The organism is Chitinophaga niabensis, assembly GCF_900129465.1.
Classification (GTDB): Bacteria; Bacteroidota; Bacteroidia; order Chitinophagales; family Chitinophagaceae; genus Chitinophaga; species Chitinophaga niabensis.
In genome coordinates this window covers 262311-287915 of sequence record NZ_FSRA01000002.1, presented here as the reverse complement: position 1 = coordinate 287915, position 25605 = coordinate 262311, and the positions used below count along the sequence as shown (strand labels likewise).

15 protein-coding genes are annotated in these 25605 nt (G+C 46.9%); 11 read left to right on the top strand and 4 right to left on the bottom strand.

The features are described 5' to 3' along the window. Nucleotides 1–6: 6 nt before the first annotated feature. The 3 genes from lysA to BUR42_RS18005 all read left to right on the top strand — a co-directional run bounded on the left by lysA (nt 7) and on the right by BUR42_RS18005 (nt 4356). Nucleotides 7–1233 (top strand): diaminopimelate decarboxylase, encoded by a 1227-nt coding sequence (gene lysA / locus BUR42_RS18015; RefSeq protein ID WP_074240824.1) that lies wholly within the window; start codon nt 7–9, stop codon nt 1231–1233. A 3-nt stretch (nt 1234–1236) separates the two neighbouring features. Then, a complete protein-coding gene (locus BUR42_RS18010) occupies nt 1237–1911 on the top strand; it encodes a DUF3267 domain-containing protein (RefSeq protein ID WP_074240823.1) in 675 nt (224 codons plus the stop codon). A 177-nt stretch (nt 1912–2088) separates the two neighbouring features. Continuing rightward, the gene (locus tag BUR42_RS18005; RefSeq protein WP_143197509.1) at nt 2089–4356 is read left to right on the top strand and encodes a hypothetical protein; all 2268 of its coding nucleotides are present in this window, start codon (nt 2089–2091) and stop codon (nt 4354–4356) included. Here the strand turns inward: BUR42_RS18005 and BUR42_RS18000 are convergent. Next, nucleotides 4346–7981 carry a BamA/TamA family outer membrane protein gene (locus tag BUR42_RS18000; RefSeq protein ID WP_074243078.1) on the bottom strand — a complete coding sequence of 1212 codons (3636 nt, stop codon included), beginning with the start codon at nt 7979–7981 and terminating at the stop codon, nt 4346–4348. The genes BUR42_RS18005 and BUR42_RS18000 overlap by 11 nt on opposite strands. 4 nt (nt 7982–7985) lie before the next feature. Further along, nucleotides 7986–8837 carry an SdiA-regulated domain-containing protein gene (locus BUR42_RS17995; RefSeq protein ID WP_074240821.1) on the bottom strand — a complete coding sequence of 284 codons (852 nt, stop codon included), beginning with the start codon at nt 8835–8837 and terminating at the stop codon, nt 7986–7988. 83 nt (nt 8838–8920) lie between these two features. Between BUR42_RS17995 and BUR42_RS17990 the strand changes: the two genes are divergently transcribed. Genes BUR42_RS17990 through BUR42_RS17975 form a run of 4 tightly spaced genes read left to right on the top strand, consistent with a single transcriptional unit; the run spans nt 8921 to nt 14108 of the window. Further along, complete coding sequence (locus BUR42_RS17990; RefSeq protein WP_074240820.1) at nt 8921–10183, top strand: Pycsar system effector family protein; 1263 nt, start codon at nt 8921–8923, stop codon at nt 10181–10183. Between the two features lie 2 nt (nt 10184–10185). Then, complete coding sequence (gene ppk1, locus BUR42_RS17985; RefSeq protein WP_084185687.1) at nt 10186–12183, top strand: polyphosphate kinase 1; 1998 nt, start codon at nt 10186–10188, stop codon at nt 12181–12183. 11 nt (nt 12184–12194) lie between these two features. After that, nucleotides 12195–12692 carry a DUF4442 domain-containing protein gene (locus BUR42_RS17980; protein ID WP_074243076.1) on the top strand — a complete coding sequence of 166 codons (498 nt, stop codon included), beginning with the start codon at nt 12195–12197 and terminating at the stop codon, nt 12690–12692. A 12-nt stretch (nt 12693–12704) separates the two neighbouring features. Next, on the top strand, nt 12705–14108 hold the full coding sequence (locus BUR42_RS17975; protein WP_074240819.1) for an MBL fold metallo-hydrolase: 1404 nt from the start codon (nt 12705–12707) through the stop codon (nt 14106–14108). A gap of 29 nt (nt 14109–14137) precedes the next feature. Here the strand turns inward: BUR42_RS17975 and BUR42_RS17970 are convergent, their stop codons facing one another. Together BUR42_RS17970 and BUR42_RS17965 are read right to left on the bottom strand one after the other, a co-directional pair. Then, nucleotides 14138–17278 (bottom strand): ligand-binding sensor domain-containing protein, encoded by a 3141-nt coding sequence (locus tag BUR42_RS17970; RefSeq protein WP_074240818.1) that lies wholly within the window; start codon nt 17276–17278, stop codon nt 14138–14140. A gap of 72 nt (nt 17279–17350) precedes the next feature. Beyond that, complete coding sequence (locus BUR42_RS17965; protein WP_074243075.1) at nt 17351–18202, bottom strand: strictosidine synthase family protein; 852 nt, start codon at nt 18200–18202, stop codon at nt 17351–17353. Between the two features lie 194 nt (nt 18203–18396). Between BUR42_RS17965 and BUR42_RS17960 the strand changes: the two genes are divergently transcribed. The 4 genes from BUR42_RS17960 (at nt 18397) to BUR42_RS17945 (ending at nt 25605) form a co-directional block, all read left to right on the top strand. Then, on the top strand, nt 18397–18987 hold the full coding sequence (locus BUR42_RS17960) for an RNA polymerase sigma-70 factor (RefSeq protein WP_074240817.1): 591 nt from the start codon (nt 18397–18399) through the stop codon (nt 18985–18987). A 53-nt stretch (nt 18988–19040) separates the two neighbouring features. Next, complete coding sequence (locus tag BUR42_RS17955) at nt 19041–20111, top strand: FecR family protein (protein WP_074240816.1); 1071 nt, start codon at nt 19041–19043, stop codon at nt 20109–20111. Nucleotides 20112–20318: 207 nt separating this feature from the next. Beyond that, nucleotides 20319–23786 carry a TonB-dependent receptor gene (locus BUR42_RS17950; protein ID WP_200798318.1) on the top strand — a complete coding sequence of 1156 codons (3468 nt, stop codon included), beginning with the start codon at nt 20319–20321 and terminating at the stop codon, nt 23784–23786. Nucleotides 23787–23802: 16 nt separating this feature from the next. After that, nucleotides 23803–25605, top strand: a complete 1803-nt coding sequence (locus tag BUR42_RS17945) for a RagB/SusD family nutrient uptake outer membrane protein (protein ID WP_074243073.1) — start codon at nt 23803–23805, stop codon at nt 25603–25605.

Below are 25605 nucleotides of genomic sequence, written 5' to 3'. Positions count from 1 at the left end.
GATACGATGGCTAAGCAAAGCGATGTTCTCAGCGCCGATTTCCTGGTGAAAGTGGCGGAAGAGTTTGGTACACCAGTTTATGTGTATCATGCCGAAAAGATCAAAACACAATACGAGAAGCTCCAGAAAGCCTTTGTCAAGGCCGATGCCCGCTTTTTTTATGCTTGTAAGGCGTTGACCAATATCAACGTATTACGCTATATCAATTCTATTGGCTGCGGGCTTGATACCGTATCCATCCAGGAAGTACAACTGGGCCTCAAGGCCGGTTTCGATCCTAAGAACATCATTTTTACCCCCAATTGTGTAGACCTGCAGGAGATCATTGCAGCAAAAGACCTGGGCGTAAATATCAATATCGACAATATTTCCATCCTGGAGCAGTTCGGCAACCAGTTCGGAGGCAGCTATCCTATCTGCATCCGCCTGAACCCGCACATCATGGCAGGAGGGAACTTTAAGATCTCTACCGGCCATGTGGACAGTAAGTTTGGTATTTCCATCCACCAGCTGCGCCATATAGAACGGATCGTTAAATCCACCAAACTGAAAGTAACGGGCTTGCACATGCACACCGGCTCTGAGATCAAGGACGTGGATGTATTCCTCCGCGGGGTGGAGATCATGTTTGAAATGACGGAGCATTTCCCCGACCTGGAATTCATTGACCTGGGTAGCGGATTCAAAGTGGCTTACCAGCAGGGTGATCCTGAAACGGATATCGACCTGTTGGGTAAAAAGCTCACTGATGCTTTCAATCACTTCGCTAAATCCTACAAACGCCCGCTGCAATTGTGGTTTGAACCGGGAAAGTTCCTGGTGAGCCAATGCGGTTACTTTGTAGTAAAGGCCAATGTGATCAAACAAACAACGGCTACGGTATTTGTGGGTGTGAACTCCGGTTTCAACCACCTGATCCGCCCTATGTTCTACGATTCTTTCCACCTCATCAAAAATATCTCCAACCACAAGGGCACAGAACGCATCTATACCGTAGTGGGTAATATCTGCGAAACAGATACTTTCGGCTGGGACCGTAAGATCAATGAAGTGCGGGAAGGAGATTACCTGGTGTTCTACAATGCCGGCGCTTATGGTTTTGAAATGTCCAGCAACTTTAACTCCCGTCTGAAACCGGCGGAAGTATTAGTGAAGGATGGCAAAGCTCACCTGATCCGCAAGCGGGATACAATTGACGACCTGTTGAAGAACCAGGTAGAAATTCCCCTGTAAACCATGGAGGAACTGATCCGTTCCCTGGAATCGAAAGGCTATTCGCAATTTGCGCGGTATGGCTTTCGGGAGCTGGTACTTCCTTTACGGGAAGGCCTGCAGGCCCGGAATATCTACCAGCGCCTGTTTATGTCCTTCTTTTTCCTGGGTGGCGTGTTCACTGTTCTTAGCGGCATTTACTGGAGAACTTCCGGCCTGCTGACCGTTCCTGCTTTCCTGGGATGGATGCTGCTGGGTATTCCCTCCACCTTTTTACTGGTCCCGCTGCATGAATTGATCCATGGCTGGATGTTCCGTTGGTACGGAGCCAGGGATGTACGTTATGGCGTGATCTGGCGCTACCTGATGTTCTACGCCGTAGCCCATGCTTTTGTGATCAATTACCGGCAGTTCCGGTACATTGCCATGGCGCCTTTTGCAATTATCTCCGGCCTGTGCGTAATTGCTTTTTGTTTGGTGCCGGTGGAAGGAAAAGCATTGCTTTTAGGATTATATACCTTCCATACCCTTTGCTGCGCCGGAGATTTTGGCTTATGCGGATATTTTTATATATACCGCCATCAAAACCCCGTCAGCTTTGACGATGCCAATACCGGTACATCTTATTTTTATGCCATTCAGGACACGAATTCCCCGGTTTATCCGGCAAATAATACTTCGGATGTAGAAAACCCGTAACTTTGTGTCACCTTCCCCAAGCAACAATTCTGTTATCCTGCACTGTCAACTGGCTTAGCGCTGTAATGATGATTTTTTTGACGTTTGAATATGAAAATTTTAACTGCACACCCGCGTCTGTTTAAGGAGGATGAATTGATTGACAGTCACATTTCATTCGGTCCTTACATCCGCTACATGAAAGAGAAGGCCGCCCGGACCACAGGAGCACGTGCCAGCTACTTCTCAGAGATCGTACGCCATTTTGAAAGTGACCCTGCTTTACTGCAACCATTGGAAAAGGATACTGATATCTCCAAATACCAGGAATACCTGGACCTTATTACGGCTACCGTTTTCCCGGTGACCATAGATGATACGAAAGACATCTATGGTATAGGGGCGCCTTTCCGTTTTGCGATCTTCTATTATTCTGAACGGTTCCGCCAGCTCTTTACCGATAACGGGCATGAGCTGATGGCTATTCCTAAAGGTGTTTCAGAAGAAAAAGCGAAAAAGGATAAGAAGGCCTGGATGTATAAGCTCATCCTGGAACGCTGGTATGGCCTCCCGATCAATTATGATAACGAACTTACCCACAGCATTGTACATCCGGAAACTGGCGTTCAGCGCTATATTAAGCTGGTGATAGACCCCCGCTTTATAGATGTGAAATTGAAAGGGGAGCTTCCGAAACTGGATTGTGACCGGATCTGCACCGGGGATTTTAAACTACAGGACCTCGGCGACCTGGAAAGACTGATACCGCTGGACAGCTTCTCCCTGGAAGGCTTCGCCATCTGGACCATCAAGGATGTTACACAGGAACATGTGGTAAATGGCATGAAGAACCTGGTACTGAACATCGGGAAGGACAATGAGCTGAAAACTTATGTGAAAGCGCGGGACTACCTGAAAACAATGGTAGGCCGGCCAGACATCAGCCTGCACATGATCCCCTTTATCAAGGTGAACAACAAGTCCGTGCTGGACAATGCTTATGTTGCACAAAGCATCATCTTCGCCAATGCGCGGAACGATGCGGAGCGTAACAGCCTGAATGAGCAGTTGCTGGAATTCCTGGATAACAATCCCCAGCCATTGGTACTTACAGAGATCAACCGGCAAACGGTAGAGTTGTATCCTTTCTTAAGATACCTGCCTTTGCAGGGCATTAAGAGTTTTATCCTTTGCCCTATCCGGCATGAAGATACTTTGCTGGGTATGCTGGAAATAGCTTCTATCACAGATGAAGTGCTGGACTGGGAAATGCTGGCCCGCCTGCAACCAAGTTATGCAGTAGGCACATTGCTGTTACGCAGAAGTATGGAACTGGCCAATGAAAGGATCAATGAAGTGATCAAAGAACAGTATACGGCCTTGCAGCCTGCAGTGGAATGGAAGTTTACGGAAGCTGCATGGGAGTACCTGCACACACCTAAAGAACAGCAGAAAGATATTGGCAATATCTTGTTTGAAGGGGTGTACCCTTTATATGGCGCGGTAGATATCCGCAACTCCTCTGTAGAAAGAGGCTCTGCCATCCGGGACGACCTTCGGGAACAATTACAGCTCATTCAAAATACTTTCCGCCAGATCAACGGCGACCTGAACCTGCCTTTACTGGAAGAGCTGCAGTTCAAGAACAACCGCATGCTGAACAGCATGCAGGATTCCCTCTTTGCAGAAGATGAAGTGAAGATCAACGAATTCCTGGACCATGAGATTGCACCTATCTTCCGCCATCTGTATGATAGTGAAAGTGAGCTGAAACCTTTACTGCATCATTATTTTGAGAAGATAGACAAGAACACGGGCCATGTATATCATCACCGCCGTGAGTATGAAGAAAGCCTGCAGAAGATCAATGCTGCAGTGAACAAGTACTATGAGAAAGAGAAGGACGAATTGCAAAAATCGTATCCCTGCTATTTTGAAAAGTACAGAACAGACGGGGTAGAATATAATATCTACATTGGCCAGTCTATTGCGCCGGACAGGAAGTTTGATAACATGTATCTCCGCAATCTGCGCCTGTGGCAGCTTACATCTATGGCAAACATTGCACGCATCACGCATGAACTGGAGCCTAAGCTGAAAATTCCATTACAAACAACACAGTTGATCCTGGCACATAATAATCCTATCGATATCAGTTTCCGTAAAGATGAGCGGCGCTTTGATGTAGAGGGAGCTTATAACATCCGTTATGAGATCATGAAGAAACGGATCGATAAAGTGCGGGTACAGGCTACAAAGGAAAGGCTCACACAGCCTGGTAAAATAGCCATTGTATATTCTTATGGCCGGGAGGCAGAAGAATACCGCAAATACATTGAGTTCTTACAGAACAAGAACATCCTCTTACCTGAAGTGGAAATGCTTGACCTGGAAGAACTGCAAGGTATCAGCGGTTTAAAGGCCATCCGTTTAAGTGTGAACTTTGAAGGGATCGTTAAAACTTAAATCCAAACGTTACGTAGGGTAGGGTTTCCTCTTTGGAATGCCCTACCACTGCGGTAATGATCAGCATATTCACCGGAGAGAAGTAAATACCGCCTCCGAAGCCATCATGCCAAACATGTGATCTTTCCCCATCCTCCCACACTCTTCCCACATCATTGAAAGCGAGCAGCCCAACGGATCCGGGCAGGATATAAGAAGTGAAGTCGAATAATTTTACGCGCAGCTCCATGTTATTATATACCATGGCCCTTCCTGCAAAACGGTTATTCCTGTAACCACGCAGGTTAGCAGTACCGCCTAATGTCATGGCCTGGAAAAATTCCGGCCGCCCCCAGGTAACACCTCCTCCGAAACGGGATACCAGTGTAACCGTAGCCGGCAGCCCCAGGGAAGCGTAAATGCTCATGTCCGTACGCAAAGTAGAGTAACTGTTGCTGTATTTGTTCAGGCCCGTATTGGCCTGGTAAGTGGTAGACCATAATAATCCGCGTGTAGGGTTCAGGTTGTTATCGCGGGTATCTATGTTGATGCCTGTGCTCAGCCCTGCGTAATATTTGTTCTTGAACAGGGAGGCAGAGTCCAGTTTATTTTCTTTGTAGTTGGTGAGGAAACGGCCTCCGTTATCTTCTGCTTCCAGCGTGTTGACAGAAACGGCAGGGCCTGCAAAGAATGTAACGTTCTGCGTAAGGTTAGTACGTAAAGCTGCGGTTACGGAATATACATTAAAACGGCTGCGATAATACCGGATCCTTGGTTTTGTAGTGTCTTTGTATACGGTTTCATTACCAAAACCAAAGAAGTTAACCGTATTATGCGGTGCTTTGGCAGTTGCATTAACGATCAGGTCTGTTTTCCCGATGATATCATTAAACTGTCCCTGGTAGCGGAACTGGTAAGCCTGTGTAGCTACAGCATGGGTGCCGGTGAAAGTATGTTTTACGGCAAAGGAATCTTTGCGGAAACCATGGCCGATGTATTGAATACCAAGCCCCAGTGAGATACCATCATCCAGGTTATAACCTGCCGCCAGTAAAGGCATTACCTTGTTATACTGGAAAGCCCTTCTGTCGTATCGGATCACTTCCGGTTTGGAAGAGAGGCGTAACCTTTCTCTTCCCGTCACCGCAAAACTATCCTGGCGGTGTGCGAGATCATAAATGAAGATGCGTTTACCGCTGCTTTTGCTGCTATCTATATAAGTATCTTTCTCTTTCCCTCCAATGATACGGATGCGGATAGGCGATCTGCCTTCTCCTTTAATAATGAATTTATCCTGGCCGCCTAAGCCGTACAGCATGATCTCTTTTGTATGTGCAGGATCAAATGTTCTGTTGTAGAGTGTTTGTTCCAGGTCCCCGCTTTTGCTGATCTTCTGCGATTGCACCTGCACCTTTCCTTCCGGCAAACGGGTAACGGTGAATTGTTCGTTTTTAAATGTTCCGGTAACATCAACACCTTTAGCGAGGAAGTGATAATATTTCATCGCCTGCACCGGAAGTTTGTCTCTCCTTACTTTCAGGGTGCTGCGCATCATTTCACTCACCTGTTTATTGATGGTGTCGGGGAACTGGGTAACGGCTTCATCTATAAGCTGGTCCGTCATCAATCCGGCGAAGGCAGTGCTTTGTTTCTGCCATGCTGCTTCATCCAGCTCACTCATAAAATTCCGGTCCAGGAAACGCGCGCTGAAGTTAAAACCCTGGATATAGGGGAATTTCTTTCTGAAACCCTGTATGGCAGGGAGTAACCAGGGGCGGCTCACCAGCCTGGGCAATATGCCTTCGTTCACAAAAAAGGCCTGATCTCTGTCCCTCGGGATAGGATAGAACACCTTTTTCTTTTTATCTTTTTCCGCATACCAGCGCCACTGATCTTCATGCCTGTCCCAGTCCGCAATGAACATATCCAGCAAACGGGCCTGCAGGTAAGCAGGTTGGTCCATGCTGTTGTCATTATCTTCCAGCAGGTTCTCCATCAGCTTTTCGGAGTTGTAGGTTTTATTGGTGCTTACCGGTTCCCGTTCTTCCAGCAGGTATACGCCATTGGCAAAATCTTTCCTGTAAATGCCCAGTGCAGTATCATCAGCGAGGTATACGAATTCAGGGTTTGTATAAGGTACGCCGGCAGCCCTGGCTAAAGGTCTTACCGCCAGCGGGGCATAAGGGTTGGCAGCAGAGATCTGGTCCTGCACCACTTCCTTTGCAATGGTTTCCCGCAATTGTTCCGGCAGGGCGGAAGTAGGCCATTTACGCAGTGAGCGCATTACCCATTCATTACCTGCTTTGTCTTCCAGCCGAAGGGAACGTGTTTGTTTACCACCTCCTCTTTTAAGGATCTTCAGGCCACCTTTCACCGTGTCCAGGTTGATCACCGGAAAGGTAAGCGGGGTAGCCCATACTTTGCGGTAGTTGTCTCCTAATAAAAAACGATGAAAGCCACCGGCCTTTTCATATTGCAGATCGGGCGCCAGGGTCATGGTGGCGGGAGCATCTTTCCGGCTGGGGTAGTTCTCTGCCCTTCCGCGGTAAGTGCTGAGATTATAGAGGTTCTGGCTGAACATGGGTTTGGTGTCCTTATCGTTGTAAAAGTTCACCTGCACGTTGCCATTGCTCATTACTTCTATTACGCTGAAACCATTGAGGCGGCTGGCAAATTCTGAAAGTTTGCCTTTTTTTACCCGGTTATCTTTTGCGCCGGAGCCGCTTACTATATAACTCCTGCCTTTATCTTTGATCAGCTGCAGGGTGTGATCGTGGCCGGAAACAAATACCACCTGTGCATCTTCAGGCAGGGCCTCTTCAATGCCTTTGATCATTCTTTTATATAAAGGATGCGGCAGGTCTTCCGTTGTACCAAACACCCCTCTTACCAAAGGATAGATGGAACCTATTACAGGCAGCGGAATATACAGGCCGGGTTTGGCATCTGTTAAAGGGAAGATATGTTGCTTGATGGTATAATATCCCCCATGGATCCCATAACTGCGCAAAGGGTGATGGGTGGCAAATACCATTAACTTGCCGGGATTGAGGGCTGCAATATCATTGATGGCAGCAAGTACTTCGTCTTCCGTTTTGCAATCGCAGCCGGATTCAAGACCGGGTTTTTTGCCGGGATATAACCACCACTCGCTGTCAAATACGATCAGTACGGCATCTTTTCCCAAAGGCACTGCAACAGGGCCGGGGCATCCGCCTTTGGGAAGGAACTGCACATTGGCCAGGCCAAATGAATCCACATACAATTGCTGGTTGCGGATGATCTGCCATCCATCCGGTTTGTGGCGTGACCAGTCGTGATTACCGGGAATAAAGATCCCTTCCGCTTTGGTGCCTTTCAGCAGGTTGATCTGGTAATCCAGTATTTCTTTCGCTTCGTTATAGTTACGTGCGTTCACGTTAGGCAACCCCAGCGGATACACGTTATCTCCCAGGAAGAGTACGGTATTCTTCCCTTTATTCAGGTCTATTGTCCGGCGTACGGCATCGATGGTAGGGTTGGTGCCATTGTGCATTTCCCCGGCATCCCCGATGAGGACGATCCGCTGCAGAACACTGTCTGATTGTGCAAAACAAAAAGACGGGATAAATAAGGTGATGACAAGTAAGTATAACTTTGAACGCATATGGTTATGGCTGTGGATGATATTTATATTTAAGGATGTCTGCCGTATGTTCTTCATCACCTTCATTGGAGATATACATATCACCATTGGGGGCAAAGGTGATGCCTTCCGGCTGGTTGAAGTCCCTGGAGGACAAGCGGTGTGTTTCCAGTACTTTACCGGAAAGATCGGTAATTACCAGCAATCTGTTGATGGAAGCTACGATATATACCTTGTTTTCTATAGGATGTACAGCTGCGGCAGATGGCCTGAAGTGTTTGGAAGGTGATCCGGAGAGCTTGGGAATGTCTGCATACGGATAGCTGAAAACCGGCTCCGGGGAGAATTGCAGGGAATCCATGGAAAAGGCATAAACACTGGTGGCTTTCTTCTTTTTATCTTCCTCGCAGTTCTTACAGATAACGATCGTACTGTTGCGGGCAGGATCGTAATAAGCCGCTTCAAACTCTTTGGGGCCAGTGCCTGTTTTCGGAAAGTGATAAATGGTGGAAGAAGTGGTATCTGTGAACAGGTCGTTCACGAAATGCAGGCTTCCATTACTTTTCAATACGATCCATTGCTTACCGGTGTTAAGGATCTCTTCATAATCCCCGCTTTTGCCGAACTTCCAGAAGGGGTAGGGTTGTTTGGTACGAAGGCCTACCTGGAACACTTTGCCCTGTTCATCGTTGATAGCCATGAAATGTTCTTCATCCTTATAATATACAATGCCGGAGATCTCCTGTAAAGACTCCCTTACCTTGAACCTTTCGGGGGTTTCCATCTTATATCCCTTTGGAGAACTGATGTCTTTTTGCTGGTTTCCCTGGCAGGATATGATGGCTATGAGCAGGCAATAGAGTGTGATCATCTTCATAAGCCTTAACTTTGAGAAGTAAAATTAACGCAAAAAATGCCGTAATTTGGAATTGAATTCTTTCTCTGTTAATACAAGTTCCGATGGAAATAAGTTCAGTGATCGCTGCGGCGAAGGTTTATGTTACCCAGCAATTTGAGCAACGGGCTAACCCTGTACTGGTATATCACAACATGGCACATACGCTGCAGGTGGTTCAGGCGGCAGAGCAGATCGCTGCTTATTACCGCTTAACGGATGCGGACCAGCTGGTGGTATTACTGGCAGCCTGGTTTCATGACCTGGGTTATGTGTTAGGTGCCCGTGCGGAACATGAGCAGGCAGGTGCCAATGCAGCAAGGGCATTTATTGGAGAGCAGCAACTGCCGGAGAGCGTGGCGCAGGCCGTGGAAGGTTGCATCCTGGCCACAAGGATACCGCAGATGCCTAACAACCTGCTGGAGCAGATCGTTTGTGATGCAGACCTTTTTCACCTGGGTTCCAAAGAGTTCAATAAGCGGAATAAACTACTCAGGGCAGAGGCAGAGCTGGCCACAAAGCAGGAGATCACCGGCCTTGAATGGACGGTTTCCACGATCAATTTCCTGGAAGCACATAAATACCATACGGCTTACAGCCAAACGCTTTTAAAGCAGCAGAAAGAAGAGAACCTGGAACGCCTGAAAGCCAAGCTGGAAAAAAAACAGGGCGAAGCTATACAGGAGGCTGCAGCAGAACAGAAGAAACTGGAAAAGAAAGCAGCCAAACAGGAAAAGAAAAAAGAAGAAGAAGAAGGCAAACCGGGAGAAGCGGGTGCAGTAAAAGAACCCAAACCGGGCAGAGGTGTGGAAACCATGTTCCGCACCACCAGCACCAACCATATACGGTTAAGCTCCATGGCGGATTCCAAGGCCAATATTATGATCTCTGTGAATGCCATCATCATTTCCGTATTGCTCAGCGTACTGTTACGTAAACTGGAAGATTATCCCAACTTCATCCTCCCTTCCATTATCTTTTTAACTACCAGCGTTACCACTATTGTATTTTCTATCCTGGCTACCCGCCCGAATGTTACCTCGGGCCGGTTCACGCTCCTGGATATACAGAATAAAAAATCCAACCTCCTGTTCTTCGGCAACTTCCACCAGATGAGCTATAAAGAGTATGAAGATGGTATGGAAACCATTATGAAGAAGAACGATTACCTCTATAGCAATATGATCCACGACATCTATAACCTGGGTGTTGTATTGGGCCGCAAGTACCGCATGCTGCGGATCGCTTATAATATTTTTATGTATGGGATCATTGCCTCTGTTCTGGCGTTTACGATCGCAGCATTGTTTTTCCCGGTAAAAGGATAGTCTTGCACACAGAAACTGATATTACACTATACGATCGCGACCTTAGCTGGCTCTCTTTTAATAACCAGGTGTTATTAATGGCAGCCAATGAGCAGGTGCCGATCTTTGAACGGGTGCGATTCTTATCCATCTTTTCTTCCAACCTGGATGAATTCTTCCGGGTACGTATGCCGGCCATCCTGGCCCTGCAGCAATTACAGGTATCACAGGAAGGTTTACTCTTTGCTGTACAGCAGGTAATAGGCCGCCAGTTGCAGGAATTCGGCAGGATCCTTACCAGTGAGGTATTGCCAGGGCTGCACCGCCATGGGGTACATCTTTATTATGGAGATGTGATCCAGGCTGCACACCGGCCGGCCATTAAAGATTATTTCTTTAATACCGTGCTGGGTTTCCTGCAACCGCAAAAGATAGTGATGGAACATCCCGTAGAAGTGTTCCTGGAAAATAATGCCCTGTACCTCGTGGTTTGTTTTGAGAACAACGGATATGCATTGGTGAACATTCCTTCCAATCACCTGCCCCGCTTTCTGAGCCTGCCGGACCAGCATATTATTTTCCTGGACGATGTGATCAGGGAGCATCTGCCTTTCCTTTTCCCCGGCCAGCAGGTAAAAGGCTGCTACAGTATCAAACTAACGCGCGATGCAGAAATAGATGTGGATGAATTCAGCGGCCATTTACTGCAAAAGGTGGAAAGCATGCTGGTGAAAAGAGCGCTGGGTTTACCCACCCGTTTCCTGCACGACAGCAAAATGCCGGAAGACCTGCAGCATAACCTGGCCGCCTATTTTCGTATAGCCCCGCAGGAAATGGCCAGCGGCGGCAGGTACCATCATCTCCGCGATCTGGCAGACCTTCCGGTAAAGGACCCTGCATTGAACTATCCGCGTTTACCTTCTGCCCGTGTAAAAGCATTGGAAACGGAAGAAACGTTACTGAACACCATCCTGCAAAAGGATGTGTTATTACATGTACCTTATCAGAACTACGATTATATCCTCCGCTTTTTTAATGAAGCAGCCACAGACCCCGATGTGCAGGAGATCTATGTAACGCTTTACCGCGTGGCCTCCGGTTCACAGATCGTAAATGCTTTGATCAGCGCAGCCAGGAATGGCAAACAGGTAACAGTGATGGTAGAACTGAAAGCAAGGTTTGATGAAGCGAATAACGTACGCTGGGCTAAACGCATGAAGGAAGCAGGCGTAAAAATATTGTACAGCATACCTAACCTGAAAGTACATGCAAAAGTAGCATTGGTGAAACGCAAACGCGGTTACACCTGGGACCACATCGGGTTATATGCTACCGGTAATTTCAACGAAAGTACTGCCCGCTTCTATACAGACCATGTGCTGCTGACCGCACATGCCGGTATGACGCAGGAACTGGAACTCTTATTCATTTACATGCAAACAGGTATTGCACCTGCCAAATATCACTTCCTGCCCTTTAATCATTTACTGGTGGCACAGTTCAACCTGGTAAACCGTTTTACGGAAATGATCAGGCGGGAGGTGAACAATGCGCGTGCAGGTATGCCGGCACGCATTACCATAAAACTGAACAACCTGCAGGAGAAACAAATGATCGCTGAATTGTATGCTGCCGCAGAGGCTGGTGTGGAAGTGAAGCTGATCATCAGGAGCATCTGCTGCATTGTGCCGCGGAAAGGGATCAGTATTCACCGTATTGTAGATCGTTACCTGGAACATGCCCGTGTATTTGTTTTTCATAACAATGGCGCGGAAGAAGTGTATATGGGTTCTGCGGACTGGATGAACCGCAACCTGCATCGCCGGATAGAAGTATGTTTTCCTGTTTATGATCCCGTATATGCGCAGCAGTTGAAAGATATTCTTGCTTTGCAACTGGCAGATAACACAAATGCCGTAATATTGGATGATGAAATGAGGGCAATACCGGTACCCAAAGTAGCGGGCGAGCCGGACGTAAATGCACAGAAAGGTATTTATGATTATGTGCATCACCTGTAATGCTTAATAGTATGGTCAATGCAACATCAACTGATCACTTTGTTAAACTGGTGAATAACCGTTTCAAGTTTTCTTTGTTCCTGCTGTTTAAATTACCCAGCGCCTGGCTGTCCGGGGTGAGGATCCATAAAATGGATGCACATAGCTGTACCACGATAGTACCTTACCGCTGGTTATCCCAAAACCCTTTCGGCTCTACCTACTTTGCCTGCCTGGCTATGGCGGCGGAAATGAGTACAGGTGTGCTGGCCATGGCACATACAAGCGGTGCCCCTTCCCGTGTATCCATGTTAGTTACAGGGCTGGAAGGTATCTTTCTCAAGAAAGCTAAAAGCCGCACTTATTTTACCTGCGAACAGGGGGATGCTATCCGCCATACTATTTTGCAGGCAATAGCATCCGGCAATTCTTCTGCCATCACAATTGATATTATGGGCAGATCGGCTGATGGTGTGGAAGTGGCACAATTCAAAGTTACCTGGAGTTTTAAAAGTACATCCAAGACATAAAAAGAGCGCATTATGAAGATTGCATTCCATGGGGCAGCAAGGACGGTTACCGGTTCCAAGCACCTGATCACGCTAAAGAATGGAAAGAAGATACTGTTGGATTGCGGTATGTTCCAGGGTATGGGCAGAGAAACAGTGCCCCTGAACCAGGATTTTGGATTTGATCCACGGGAAGTGGATATCATGATCCTTTCGCATGCGCACATCGATCACTCCGGTTTAATACCCCGTTTAAACAAACTCGGTTATACCGGCGCCATCTATTGCACGCGCGCATCCAAAGACCTTACAGAGATATTGCTGCTGGATTCTGCAGAGATCCAGGAAGATGATATCAAATATGTGAACAAAAAGAACAAAAGAGAAGGCAAACCGGCTATTGAACCGCTTTACACACTGGACGATGCGAAACGTGCAGTAAAGCAATTCCGTGGTGTTAATTACGGAGAATGGTTCCGTATAGACCCGGATGTGGAAGTGCTGTTCACAGATGCCGGCCATATCATTGGCAGCGCCTGTGTGCATCTCCGGATCAAAGAAGACGGGCATGTGCGGCAGATCACTTTCAGTGGGGACATTGGCCGCTATGGCGATCCCATCCTCAAATCTCCCGAAGTATTCCCGCAGGCAGATTACATTATCATGGAATCTACTTACGGCAGTACGCTGCACGAAGATGTGGCACCGGGAGATGAAGCCCTGCTACGTCACATAGAAGAAACCTGTATAGGCAAAAGAGGGAAACTGATCATACCCGCATTCAGCGTAGGGCGTACACAGGAGATATTGTATGCATTGAACCGGGCGCAGTTAGCAGGTAAATTGCCACGAGTAGACCTGTTTGTAGACAGCCCGCTTTCACTGGAGGCCACACAGGTCACAAAATCACATCCGGAATGTTTTAACAAAACCGTGGCAAAAATGCTGGAGATAGATGACGACCCGTTTGACTTCCCCGGGCTGCATTATATCAAAACAGTAGATGAATCAAAAGCACTCAACTTACGCAAAGAACCTTGTGTGATCATTTCTGCCTCCGGCATGGCAGAAGCCGGCCGCGTGAAACATCACATTGCCAATAATATCGATGATCCAAAGAATACCATCCTCATTGTAGGCTACTGCGAACCGCAATCCCTTGGCGGAAGACTGATGCGGGGAGCCAAAGAAGTGCATATCTATGGAGATAAACATGAAGTACGTGCAGCGGTTGGAGTGATCCGCTCCATGAGTGCGCACGGAGATTATGAAGATATGAGCCAATGGCTGGCATGCCAGATGCCGAGAGGTGTGAAGAAGTTATTCCTGGTGCATGGAGAGTATGAAGTGCAAACGGTATTTAAGGAGTGGTTACTAAAGAAAGGATTTTTAGATATTGAAATTCCTGAGCGGCATTCAGAGGTTGGGCTGGGATAATGATCTCATGCAATAAAAAAACGTTCCTCTTAATCTTCCAGCAACGGGAACCATAGATTGATCCTGGTACCCATAGCCTGACCTGCTTCATCTTTCAGGTCTTCTATATCAAAGAACGCATCCATATTGTACCGGCTGTTGTAGATCTGCAGCCGGTCTTTTGTTATCTGCACGCCCCGTGAAATATGTGTGGGATGACTTTGTTGTTTGAATACGCCGGCTGCTTCCCGGCCAACACCATTATCTTCAATGATACAATGGATCCTGTCTTCTTTGCGCATGAACGAGATCGTTAATAACCCTTTTTCTTTTTTATGCAGCAGCCCGTGCCAGATAGCGTTTTCTACAAAAGGTTGTATCACCATCGCCGGTATTTCCAGGAAGTCTTTATCCAGGGACGGATCTACCACTATCTTATAATCAAAGTGATCATTGAGCCGTAAACGTTCGAGCTCCAGGTAATTCTCCAGCATTTCTGTTTCCCGCAGGATGGTTACATTATTCAATTGCGAGTGGTCCAGCACATTGCGGATCAGGCGTGCAAAACGGCTGAGGTAAGAGAGCGCCTGTTCCGTTTCGTTCTTCATCATAAAGGTCTGAATAGAGTTCAGCGAATTAAAGATGAAGTGAGGGTTCATTTGCGCGCGCAGTGCTTTCATTTCCAGCTGTGCCAGTTCTTCTCTGAAAGCAGCCCTGTTCTTGGCTTCTTTCTTCACACGGTATAACCTGAAACGGAAATATCCATAGATCAGCGCGATCACTGCAAGGATGCCTAAACCCCTGAACCACCAGGTTTGCCAGAAGGCAGGTAATACACTGATACGAAGGGAAGTAGTGTTGCGGGAGAACATGCCGGCCATGTTCATACTTTTTACATGAAAGACATAATCGCCGGGAGGGAGTTTGGTGTAACGTGCTACCAGCAGGTTTTCCGCAGGTACCCAATCTGCGTCCACACCTTCCATCTGGTAATAATAGCGTGTTTTTGAAGTGTGATATTGCAGGGATTTAAATTCTATACTAATGAAGTTCTGATCGTGTGTAAGGATCAGCGGGAATTGCGTACCTACCACGGAATCCACAATAATAGGGCTGTCCAGCACACGGAAATCTACAATGGTTACATCCGGTGGCGGAGATTTTACCTGCAGGTGATCCACAGAAAATGAAACGAAGTGATCGGTGGCACCTACCAGCAGATGCCCGTTCTGCAGTTTTGTGATATGCCTGCGTACACGGCGGTGATTATCTATGATATCATCGTTCTGCACAAATGCAGAGAGTGTACGGTCTGCCGCATTAAGCCGGTAAAAACCATAGGGAGTGGTGAACCAGATATCCCCTTCTTCTGCAGGCTGCATGCTCAGGATCCATTCGTCAAAATGGATGGTGTTGAGCCTTTGGGCCGTCCAGGTGTCGCGGAGGTGATTATAAAAGTAAAGGCCATGATCTGTTCCGGCCAGCAGGATGCTGTCGTTATAAGGCAGGAGAGAAGTAATGTTGCGCACGGTATCTGTATTATTGCGGAACATGATCTGCTTTTCTACAAGCCCGGTGTTTTTATTGAAACGTAATATGCCACCATAGGTGCTGGCCAGCCAGAGGATTTCTTTTCCCTGTGGTACAATAGCCATCACGGCAGTAAAACGGCGGGTAACATCTAAGAACTGCGGATAGGTGGTCACTTTATCTTCCTTCGGGTTCCAACGGGCAATGCCATGCAGGTACAGTCCTGTCCACACTGTGGTATCATTTTCCGGCAGCATGGTGAGCACTGCTTCATCATGGAATTTTTCAGGCCGGTGATGTTTGAATTTTTTGCTGGCGGGATCAAATTCCGAAACGTACCCATTTTCCTGCCCTATGAGGATGTGGCCATCGGGCATTTCGGAAAAGCTCCAGACCAGGCCATGGTCATCCGGAATGCCACTCCCTTTTGGATCGTGCGTGAAATGTGCCTTCAGGTGTAATTGTGCATCCAGCCATGCGAATCCCTTTCCCCAGTAACCGATGTATACATCTCCGTTGGAAGCAGCGAAAGTACCTGTTACTTCTGAATAAGGTAATTTCAACTGGCTGCCTGCAAAGCGGGTGCGATGATCATAGCGGGTAAAATTTTCTTTATGCAGGCTCATGATATTGATGCCGCGGTCCGTACCAATCCATAAATGCCCGTCCCTGTCGTTAAGCAGGCAGTTGGATTCATAATCATAATGCAGGCCCAGTTCATCCTGCTGATTACCGATGATGTGCAGGTTGAAACTATCCAGTTTTTCGTTGTAACGATACAAACCTTCATGTTCAAGGGCTACCCAGATATTGCCCATCATATCAGATGCCATATCATATACCTGGTCAAACGGATCTTCTTTTACTTTCGTGGAGAGATTGAACTGGTATCTTTTTAAAGAGTTGGAATCTGAGTTATAGGCATACAGGTAATTATAGCCGCGTGTAGCTATCCACATCCGTTTCTGTGCATCTTCAAATAATCTTTTGGAGCTGGCGCCAATGGACAAGGCGGCAATCTTCAGTGGATTGTTATGTGAACTGTATATTTCTTTACGGTTATTGCTGAGGATGTATAACCCATATTTACCACTGGCCCATAAGCGGCCGAATGAGTCTTCCAGCAATGCGCTTCTCAGTTGTGTGCGGATACTGTCCGGCATACCGGGAGGTACCCTGAATTTATTGCTTTGCTCATCCAGTTGTAACAGGCCGAGCGCGGTAGTGGCCCAGATAATACCATGATGATCTTGTATAATATCGTGGCAACTGAGATTACCGGGAACAGCAAGGCCTGCTTCCAGCGGCATGATCGTTACTTTGGCTGTGAGGGGATCATACACACGGATATTATCAGGCGTGCCCATCCAGATGCGGCTGGCACGGTCTTCATACAAAGCAATGTTCTCGTAATAGATAGATCCGGGCAGGCGGTCGAAGTTGGAAATGGTGACCAGGTGTTTGCCGTCGTAACGTTGCAGTGAGGTGCTGGCAATCCAGATAAACCCTTTCCTGTCCTGCAGGATAGCGGAAACGTGATTGCCGGAGAGCCCGTCTTCGATACAAAGATGCTGGAACGTATAGGCATTATGCTGCCCCTGTGCAAAAGCAGGCAGGTGTAATAAGAAGATCGCTGCAACAAAAATGAAAATCTTAGACAAACTGAATTCCCGATGTATGAACCTGGCTGGGTCCGGAACAGAACTGATTCCGGACCTAAACCGGTCATTAGATTATTTTACATTTAACTGGTATGCGGAAACTTTATTTCCAAAAAAGGTAGGGATGTATACAATTCTCTTTTTGGCATCATATCCAATGTCTGCAGTTTGCAGTTTTTCAGCCTGTGTATCCAGCATTTTGGTAACTGTGCCGGATTTGGCATCCACATAAAATACTTGTCCTCCCCAGCACGAAACTACGAATTCCTCGCCTTTTACGTGTTCAATTCCATCTGTTCCTCCGGCAATTTTAGCCAGCAGGGTGAGCTTATTGTCTTTTCCGGCCCTGTAAAGCGCGCCATTATCCAATACCAGCAAGCCATTGGGCATGTAGAGCAGGCCATTTGGACCTCTCAGGCCACTATGGGCGCTGTCCAGCAGGAGGGTAGCTTTTCCGTTCTGATAAGTGTGGACCGTTTTCTTTTTAGAGTCTGAAACGTACACCACGCCACTGGGGGAAGCAGTTACATCGTTCAGGTTGAGGGCGCCTTCAATGGTTTCGCGTTTGGTGATGGTTCCTTTTGTAATGTCGATGATAACGAGTGTACCCATATCCGCTACAAAGAGCTGATTACCAACAACCGCCATGCCTTTGGGGGCACTAAGACCCTCTACCCAATTGAGATGGGTGATCTTTCCGTCCGGGGAAAGTTTCGAAATGGAACCCTTGCCATCGTCTCCCCAGGGGGCGCCATCAATATTGGTAACATACAGGGTGTTCCTTTTGGCGTCAAAATAAACAGATTCAGGTACCTTTAAAGTAGTGTCTGAGGTCCATTTTTTCTCTAAACTGGCCTGGGCGGATACATGCACGAGGGGAACTGCTGCGGTGAGCAGGCAAAGGATAGTCGCTTTTAGTTTCATAACTGGTAACAGATTAGGTACTAAATTTAATAAATCTTGGCTGGATGAAGAATTTTTGTACTTTGCCTGTGTAATCAATACAGTGAACAGGATTTTTGTTTGCATGGCAAGCCACGTTAATCAACCGGGATCAATTTATCAAGGATATAACATTGCGTTAATAATCGCGAAACAACATTTATATATTTTTGGGCATGACTAATGACGATCTGATCAGACGCAACTTCCGAAGCGTATGTGAAGCAGGGGATATGCAAGCCTATGATGAGTTATACAAATCACTCTACAGCAGGCTGATCCATTTCTCTGCTGCAGTGGTCGGCTCATTTCACCTGGCGGAAGAGATCGTTTCAGATGTGTTCATTATGGTCTGGCAGAAACGTTCCCAGCTGATCTCCGTAGAAAACCCCGTAGTTTATTTATATATCTGCACCCGCAACCTTTCTTATAATACCCTTCAGCAACAACGCAAACATCAGTATGCCAGCCTTGAGAACCTGGATATGGATGCCATTGCCATCAGTCCGGACCAGGAGCATAATATGATCTCCGCGGAAGTGGCCCAGAAGATAGAAGCCGCCATCCGCAGCCTGCCTGCCCGTTGCCAGCTGATCTTCCGGCTGATAAAACAGGATGGACTGAAATATAAAGAAGTAGGGGAATTGCTGGAAATTTCACCCAAAACCGTTGATGCACAACTCACTATAGCCGTGAAAAAAGTAGCAGCGGCTATCCGCCTGGATATGTCTGCCGAGTTAGCCCAGTCGTATTTACTACGCCAATAAATTTTTTTTCTTTCTCTTTAGGGAACTTTTAACATTTAAACTGTCCTTTTGATATGATGGATGATCAAATCTGGAACCTGCTTGCCAAAAAAGTGGCAAACGAGCTGCTCCCCGAAGAAGAAAAGGAGCTGGCGCGTTTACTACAGCAGCACCCGGATGCTTCTTATACCAAAGAAATACTTACCCAGGGCTGGAAGGACAAGCAAAAGCCCCTTAGCTCCGGGGACACTGAGATAGCACTGGAGAAGCACAAACGCAGACTGGAATCAGCTGTGGAAGTGGAAGAGATCCCTGTTTATTCCAGCCGCCGTGGCAACATCCGCAGGATGACGGTACGTATTGCCGGAGTGGCAGCAGCCTTACTGATGGCATTCTTTATGGGCCGCAAATGGTGGAGCCAGCCTAAAATGGATGAGAACCGCCAGCAACTGGTTACCCATAAAGGTTCCCGCTCCCAGGTAAAACTGCCGGACGGAACAACCGTATGGCTGAATGCAGGCAGCAAGCTGGATTATCCCAAACAATTCACGGGAAAACGCCGGGAAGTAACACTGGAAGGAGAGGCCTTCTTTACAGTAACGAAAGATGCACAACGGCCCTTTATGGTACGCACAAAGTCTTTCAGCATCCGTGTATTGGGAACAGAGTTCAACGTAAGGGCCTATCCGCTGGAAGACAGTGCGGTAACCTCTTTGGTAACTGGTTCCGTAGAAGTAGTGCTGGATGAGAAAAAGAACCAGGTGGTAAGATTAAAGCCGAATGAAAAATTATCCATCCCCACCATCCAGCTGATGCAGGAGGATTCAGTGGAACATAATACGGCGCCCGTTGTGATCAGGCTGATCAAATCCCCGCTCACTGTAGTGAGGGACAGTGTGGTAACAGAAACGGCCTGGGTGGAGAACAAGCTGGCCTTTAAGCGCATGCCGCTGGAAAAGGTGGCCGTGATGCTGGAACAGTGGTTTGGCGTGGAGATACGTTTTAAGAATAACAACAAAAGACAGGAATACCTAACAGGCGTATTCCAGGACGAGAGCCTGGAAGAAGTATTAAAGGCCCTTGAACTAACCGGGGGATCTTTTCATTTTAAAACAGATAAAGAGGGAATTATCTGGATCGAATAAACAAGCAATAGACATATCATATTTGGCAATGAACCGAAATAAAAACGGGAAATGTTCGCACCATTTCCCGCTGAATATCGGTTAGTGACATTGCTATGCGTAAACATGTAACCAATTATCAATTAACCAACACTCAAAGGTATGAAAAAAAGTACAGTGGTGAGTTGGCTTCCACCTGGGCGAAGCCTCAAAAAACTGTTAATTTTTATGAAGCTCTCCGCGATTTTAATGTTTGTGGTATGTATGCAGGTGAGCGCCGAAGTGCGATCACAGTCTACTGTCTCAGTAAAACTATCCCGTACTAATCTTGAAAAGGCATTTTCACTTATTGAATTGCAGTCTGCTTACCGTTTTGTGTACAATAATGATAAGCTGCCTGTATGGCATAAAGTGAGCATTGATGCAACTGAATGGCCAATAAAAAAGGTACTGGAACAGATGCTGGCCAATACGGACCTTACTTTCCGCATGATGCCCAATAACCTCATTGTTATTGCACCTGCGGCTACGGTGACCAAAGACCTGGTAGTAAAAGGAAAGGTATTGAGCCCTTCCGGCGAAAAATTGCAAATGGTAAGTGTACGGTTAAAGAACACCAGTATAGGCGTGTTCACCAATGAAAAAGGAGAGTTTGAATTAAAAGTGCCTGAAGAGGGAATGCTGGTGTTTTCCTATGTGGGATATGTAACACAGGAATTACCAGTGAATCCCAGTGCTACCATGAACGTTGTATTGGAGCCTTCAGCTAATTCCATGGAGGAAGTGGTAGTAGTGGGATATGGCGTACAAAGAAAAATAAATACTACAGGTGCTGTAGACCAGGTAGCTGGTAAACAACTTGCAGAACGCCCTATCGCCAATATCTTCCAGGGATTGCAGGGAGCAAGCCCCGGTTTGAATATTAACTACAGAGGAGGTGCGCCAGGTACTACCCCCAGTATCAATATCCGTGGCGTTGGGTCTATCGTATCCGGTTCCAATACTACACCATTGATCATCATTGATGGTATCACCGCTGCAACAGAGGATTTTCAGCGTTTGAACCCTAATGATATCGGTAGTGTTACTATTCTGAGAGATGCTGCTTCCGCCGCTATTTATGGTGCGCGTGCTGCATTCGGCGTTGTGCTGATCACTACCAAACAAGGTACATCAGGTGGCAGGCAAAAGATCAGTTATAATAACTATATCGCTTCTTCAAGACCTACCGTACTGCCTGACCAGGTTACAGACCCTTACATTTTCTCCCGGGTGCTGGAAACTGCGACAGATAATACACCCTGGGATTATGTGAACTATTCAGATTATTACTACCAATGGGCAAAAGAACGTTCCGATAATCCTGCGGTGGAAGATATCCGTACAGACCCTAATGATCCTACGAAATGGATCTATATGGGCAGCAATAACTGGAATGATTATTTCTTCAATAAATCCAGTAACTCCGTTACGCATACCGTTACCTTAAGTGGTAGTTCAGAAACAGGGAAAGGTAAACCTATCGGGTATTATCTCTCTGGCGATTACACCAAGGAAAATGGCTTGAACAGGTTGTCCAAAGACGACTGGAGCCGTTATGGTTTGCGGGCGCGTATGAATTTCATGCCTTTAAGCTGGCTGAAAGTAGATAACAATCTCAACATCTATCAGATCAAGTCTGATGCTCCCACTAAGGGCATTACCGATCTTTATTACCTTATGCCCACACAGGTTGCGGTGAACCCTGATGGTACCTGGGCAAATACTGCTGCAGGCAGATTAGCTGCCCAGTTAACAGAAGGCGGGCGCAATGTGCAAACACGTTTTGGTTTCCAGAACGTGGTGAGAGGTGTGGCTACTTTCCTGGATGGTGATCTGCAGCTGACTGCAAACGCCAGCTTTAAAAGGGAACTGTGGAAGTACAACCAGGATACCCGGAAATATCGCATAGGTTACGGTCCGAAAGATGTGAGAGAAGAAGGTGGTGTTGGATCAGTATCTGTGCGTAATGGGGTTGTGAAACATGATGTGTATGATCTCTACGCTAACTATAATAAAAAATTAGGCACTGATCATCAACTGGGATTACTGGTTGGTTTTAACCAGGAAGAAAATACCTGGACGTATGAAGATGCTAACAGGGATGGTCTTATCACCTCCTCCTTACCTTACCTGGGCCTGGCCACCGGTACACAAACAACCGGTGCAAGTTATGAAGCGTATGCATTACGCGGCTATTTCGGTCGTTTGAATTATACTTATAAAAACCGTTATATCCTTGAAGTAAATGGCCGGTATGATGGTTCTTCGAGATTCCTTCCTTCCAACCGCTGGGGATTTTTCCCTTCCGTTTCCGGCGCCTGGATCGTAACAGAAGAACCTTTCATGCAAACATTGGGTAAGTCCCTGTCTACTTTGAAATTCAGGGCATCTTATGGTGCGCTGGGTAACCAGGTAACATTCCCCTTCCGCCATATTGCTACTATTCCAACGGGCACATCCAATTACCTGATCAACAATGCTTTCCCGTTTGTTGCAACCGGCGCAGCATTGCTGCCAGTGGACCCTGCATCTTATACCTGGGAAAAAGTGAACACCTTTAACGTAGGTACAGACATTGGCTTTTTCAATGACAGGATCCTGTTAGGGTTTGATGCCTTCTCCCGTAAAACTCTCGGGATGCTTACCGCAGATGCAACGGTGCCTGCTGTAATGGGTGCATCTGCTCCTCCTACCAACTCCGCTGACCTGAATACAACCGGATGGGAATTGTCCGCAGGATACCGCAATGAATTTATGGTGGCTAAAAAGCCATTTACATTCAGTGCAAGGTTCATCCTTTCTGATTCCCGTACCAAGATCACCAAATACAACCAGAATAAACTGGGGCTCATCAGTGGTTACATGGTTGGGCATTACACCGGTGAAATATGGGGACTTGAAAACAACGGATACTTCAAAAATGCCGATGAGATCAAAGCGCTGGACCAATCAGCCATTGTGCCCTGGGGAGCTTTGGATGTTGTTCCCGGCTGGCCAAAATATGTAGATCAGAATAAGGATGGTAAGATCAATAAAGGAAATGGCACCGTGAATGATCCCGGTGATTATAAAGTGATCGGTAATAACAGTACACGTTACCGTTATGGCCTTACCGTAGATATGCAATGGAACAATATTGACCTTACTGTATTTATGCAGGGGGTGGCTAAAAGAGATTTCTATCCAAGGCATTACCTCTTCTGGGGGCCTTACCAGCAACCTTACGCAGGTGTATACCCATGGAACCTCGATTTCTACAGGGGAGCTGCTGAAACCGGTGCAGACAGGGACAGGCACTCTGCTTCCTATATAGCAGCGGGGCTGGCGGATGCCAATCCGAATTCTTATTTCCCTGTACTGCAATCATGGATGGCAGACGCCAACTATGGTGGTGGCCTGGATATCCCTCAAACCAAATACCTGTTGAACGGAGCTTACCTGCGGTTTAAGAATGTGACGCTTGGTTATACTTTGCCTTCAGCATTGATGAAGAAATACAAAGTGAGCCGCTTAAGGATCTTTGCTACCGGAGAAAACCTCTTTGAGTTCTCTTCTGTTAAGAAGTATTATGATCCTGAGGCCATCGAAGATGGTTATGGCTGGGCCTATCCTTTCCAGCGTAAGTATGCTATGGGTATTAATCTTGATTTTTAAGATAAAATTTTTGCAGTTGAAAAAGTTATTACACCTCCCGATAATCCTGGTTGCTGCTATTGCGCTGATAGGTACATCCTGTCAGAAAGGTTTCCTGGATCGTTATCCGCAAACATCTATTCCACCTGATCTTTTCTTTAAATCAGAAGAAGATCTGAACCTTTATGTTACCGGCCTCTTAACAATGAAAGACCGGGGCAGTTATTTAAGCGATCAGGATACAGATGATAAAGCTACAACCGGCGCTATGGAAATAAAGACCATGATGACTGGTTCGCCGACTTCCCAGAATGTAACTTCCGGCTGGACCTGGAGCCGTTTGCGCAATATCAATTACTTCCTGGATAATTATGGTAAAGCCAGCGTAACACAGGAAATAAAAGATCATTATGCAGGTTTGGCAAGATACTACAGGGCTATCTTTTATATGGATAAAGTGAAACGTTATTCCGATGTGCCCTGGTATGGAAAAGCCCTCAACCCCAGTGACAGCGTAGGTTTATACAAACCCCGCGATCCCCGCACGCTGATCATGGACAGTGTGATGGCCGACCTGGAATTTGCCGGGTCTCATGTAAAGGAATCTGTACCTGTTGGAACACCCGGTAAATGGGTGGTGAAACTGATGCAGGCGCGTGTGGCCTTGTATGAAGGTACTTACCGTTTGTATCATCCGGAGTTAAACCTGAAAAGCACGGCGAATGTATTCCTTGAAACAGCCAGGAAAATTTCTGAGGAGATCATGGCTTCCAAAAAGTATGAGCTCTCAACGGACTACGGAGCGCTGTTCAATAGTGCCAGCCTCACCAGCAATAAAGAAGTGATGCTGGTGAATATCTATGACCAGGACCTGAAAAAGACCGGGAATAACAATGGCAACATTATCAATTACGAGCAATCTCCTTCCCGCGACCTGGTGCAAACTTACCTGATGGCAGACGGTACCCGTTTTACGGATAAGCCTAACTACCAGACGATGCAGTTTGTACAGGAATTCACCGGCAGGGACCCGAGATTATCTCAAACCATGTTCTACCCCGGACTGAAATTAGCGGTAAACCCTCCGAACGTAGCCGTGCCTCACGTGGTGCGGTTGAATAAGAACTTTTCCGGATACCATCAGCTGAAAGGATATATCAACAGTACTGATTCCAAAATACTGGATGGCGCAGACTTCCCTGCATATCGTTATGCAGAGGTATTGCTGATCTTCGCAGAGGCAAAAGCTGAACTGGGCACACTCACACAGGCTGACCTCGATATGTCCGTGAACCTCTTGCGTAAAAGAGTGAATATGCCTTTTATGACGCTCGCAGCTGTAAATGCAAATGTTGATCCTGTACTCGCTGCCAAATATCCTGATGTAAGCGGTGCCAACAAAGGCGTGATCCTGGAGATCCGCAGGGAGAGAAGAGTAGAGTTGGCCATGGAAGGCTATCGCTTTGATGATATTGCCCGCTGGCATGCAGGTAAAGAGTTGGAGAAAATACCCGAAGGCATGTACTTCCCGGGGCTTGGTAAATACGACCTTACAGGCGATGGTATTGAAGATATCATCCTGATAGATAAAGGTACTGCCATTCCTCCTTCCGGCGCACAGGAAAGCAATTCCCTGGGTGTGAAACTCGTGTACTACAAAGCGGGTGCTTTTGGCGAAGACGTTGTAGTTTATCTCAAGAACGGAAATGCAGGTGGCCCTATTGTTACAGAAACCAGGCTTCGTACTTTCAAAGAACCGCAGTATTATTACCGCCCGGTGCCGTTCAGCGAACTGGTGGTAAATCCTAAACTGGCGCCGCAATTATTCAACTGGCAATAG

What these genes read in the sequence shown, in the direction of transcription:
- BUR42_RS18010 (WP_074240823.1), top strand. Translation starts at nt 1,237, where the DNA reads ATGGAGGAACTGATCCGTTCCCTGGAATCGAAAGGCTATTCGCAATTT.
- BUR42_RS17965 (WP_074243075.1), bottom strand. Translation starts at nt 18,202, where the DNA reads ATGAAACTAAAAGCGACTATCCTTTGCCTGCTCACCGCAGCAGTTCCC.
- BUR42_RS18000 (WP_074243078.1), bottom strand. Translation starts at nt 7,981, where the DNA reads ATGCGTTCAAAGTTATACTTACTTGTCATCACCTTATTTATCCCGTCT.
- BUR42_RS17990 (WP_074240820.1), top strand. Translation starts at nt 8,921, where the DNA reads ATGGAAATAAGTTCAGTGATCGCTGCGGCGAAGGTTTATGTTACCCAG.
- BUR42_RS17975 (WP_074240819.1), top strand. Translation starts at nt 12,705, where the DNA reads ATGAAGATTGCATTCCATGGGGCAGCAAGGACGGTTACCGGTTCCAAG.
- lysA (WP_074240824.1), top strand. Translation starts at nt 7, where the DNA reads ATGGCTAAGCAAAGCGATGTTCTCAGCGCCGATTTCCTGGTGAAAGTG.
- BUR42_RS17980 (WP_074243076.1), top strand. Translation starts at nt 12,195, where the DNA reads ATGGTCAATGCAACATCAACTGATCACTTTGTTAAACTGGTGAATAAC.
- BUR42_RS17960 (WP_074240817.1), top strand. Translation starts at nt 18,397, where the DNA reads ATGACTAATGACGATCTGATCAGACGCAACTTCCGAAGCGTATGTGAA.
- BUR42_RS17950 (WP_200798318.1), top strand. Translation starts at nt 20,319, where the DNA reads ATGAAGCTCTCCGCGATTTTAATGTTTGTGGTATGTATGCAGGTGAGC.
- BUR42_RS18005 (WP_143197509.1), top strand. Translation starts at nt 2,089, where the DNA reads ATGAAAGAGAAGGCCGCCCGGACCACAGGAGCACGTGCCAGCTACTTC.
- BUR42_RS17955 (WP_074240816.1), top strand. Translation starts at nt 19,041, where the DNA reads ATGATGGATGATCAAATCTGGAACCTGCTTGCCAAAAAAGTGGCAAAC.
- BUR42_RS17995 (WP_074240821.1), bottom strand. Translation starts at nt 8,837, where the DNA reads ATGAAGATGATCACACTCTATTGCCTGCTCATAGCCATCATATCCTGC.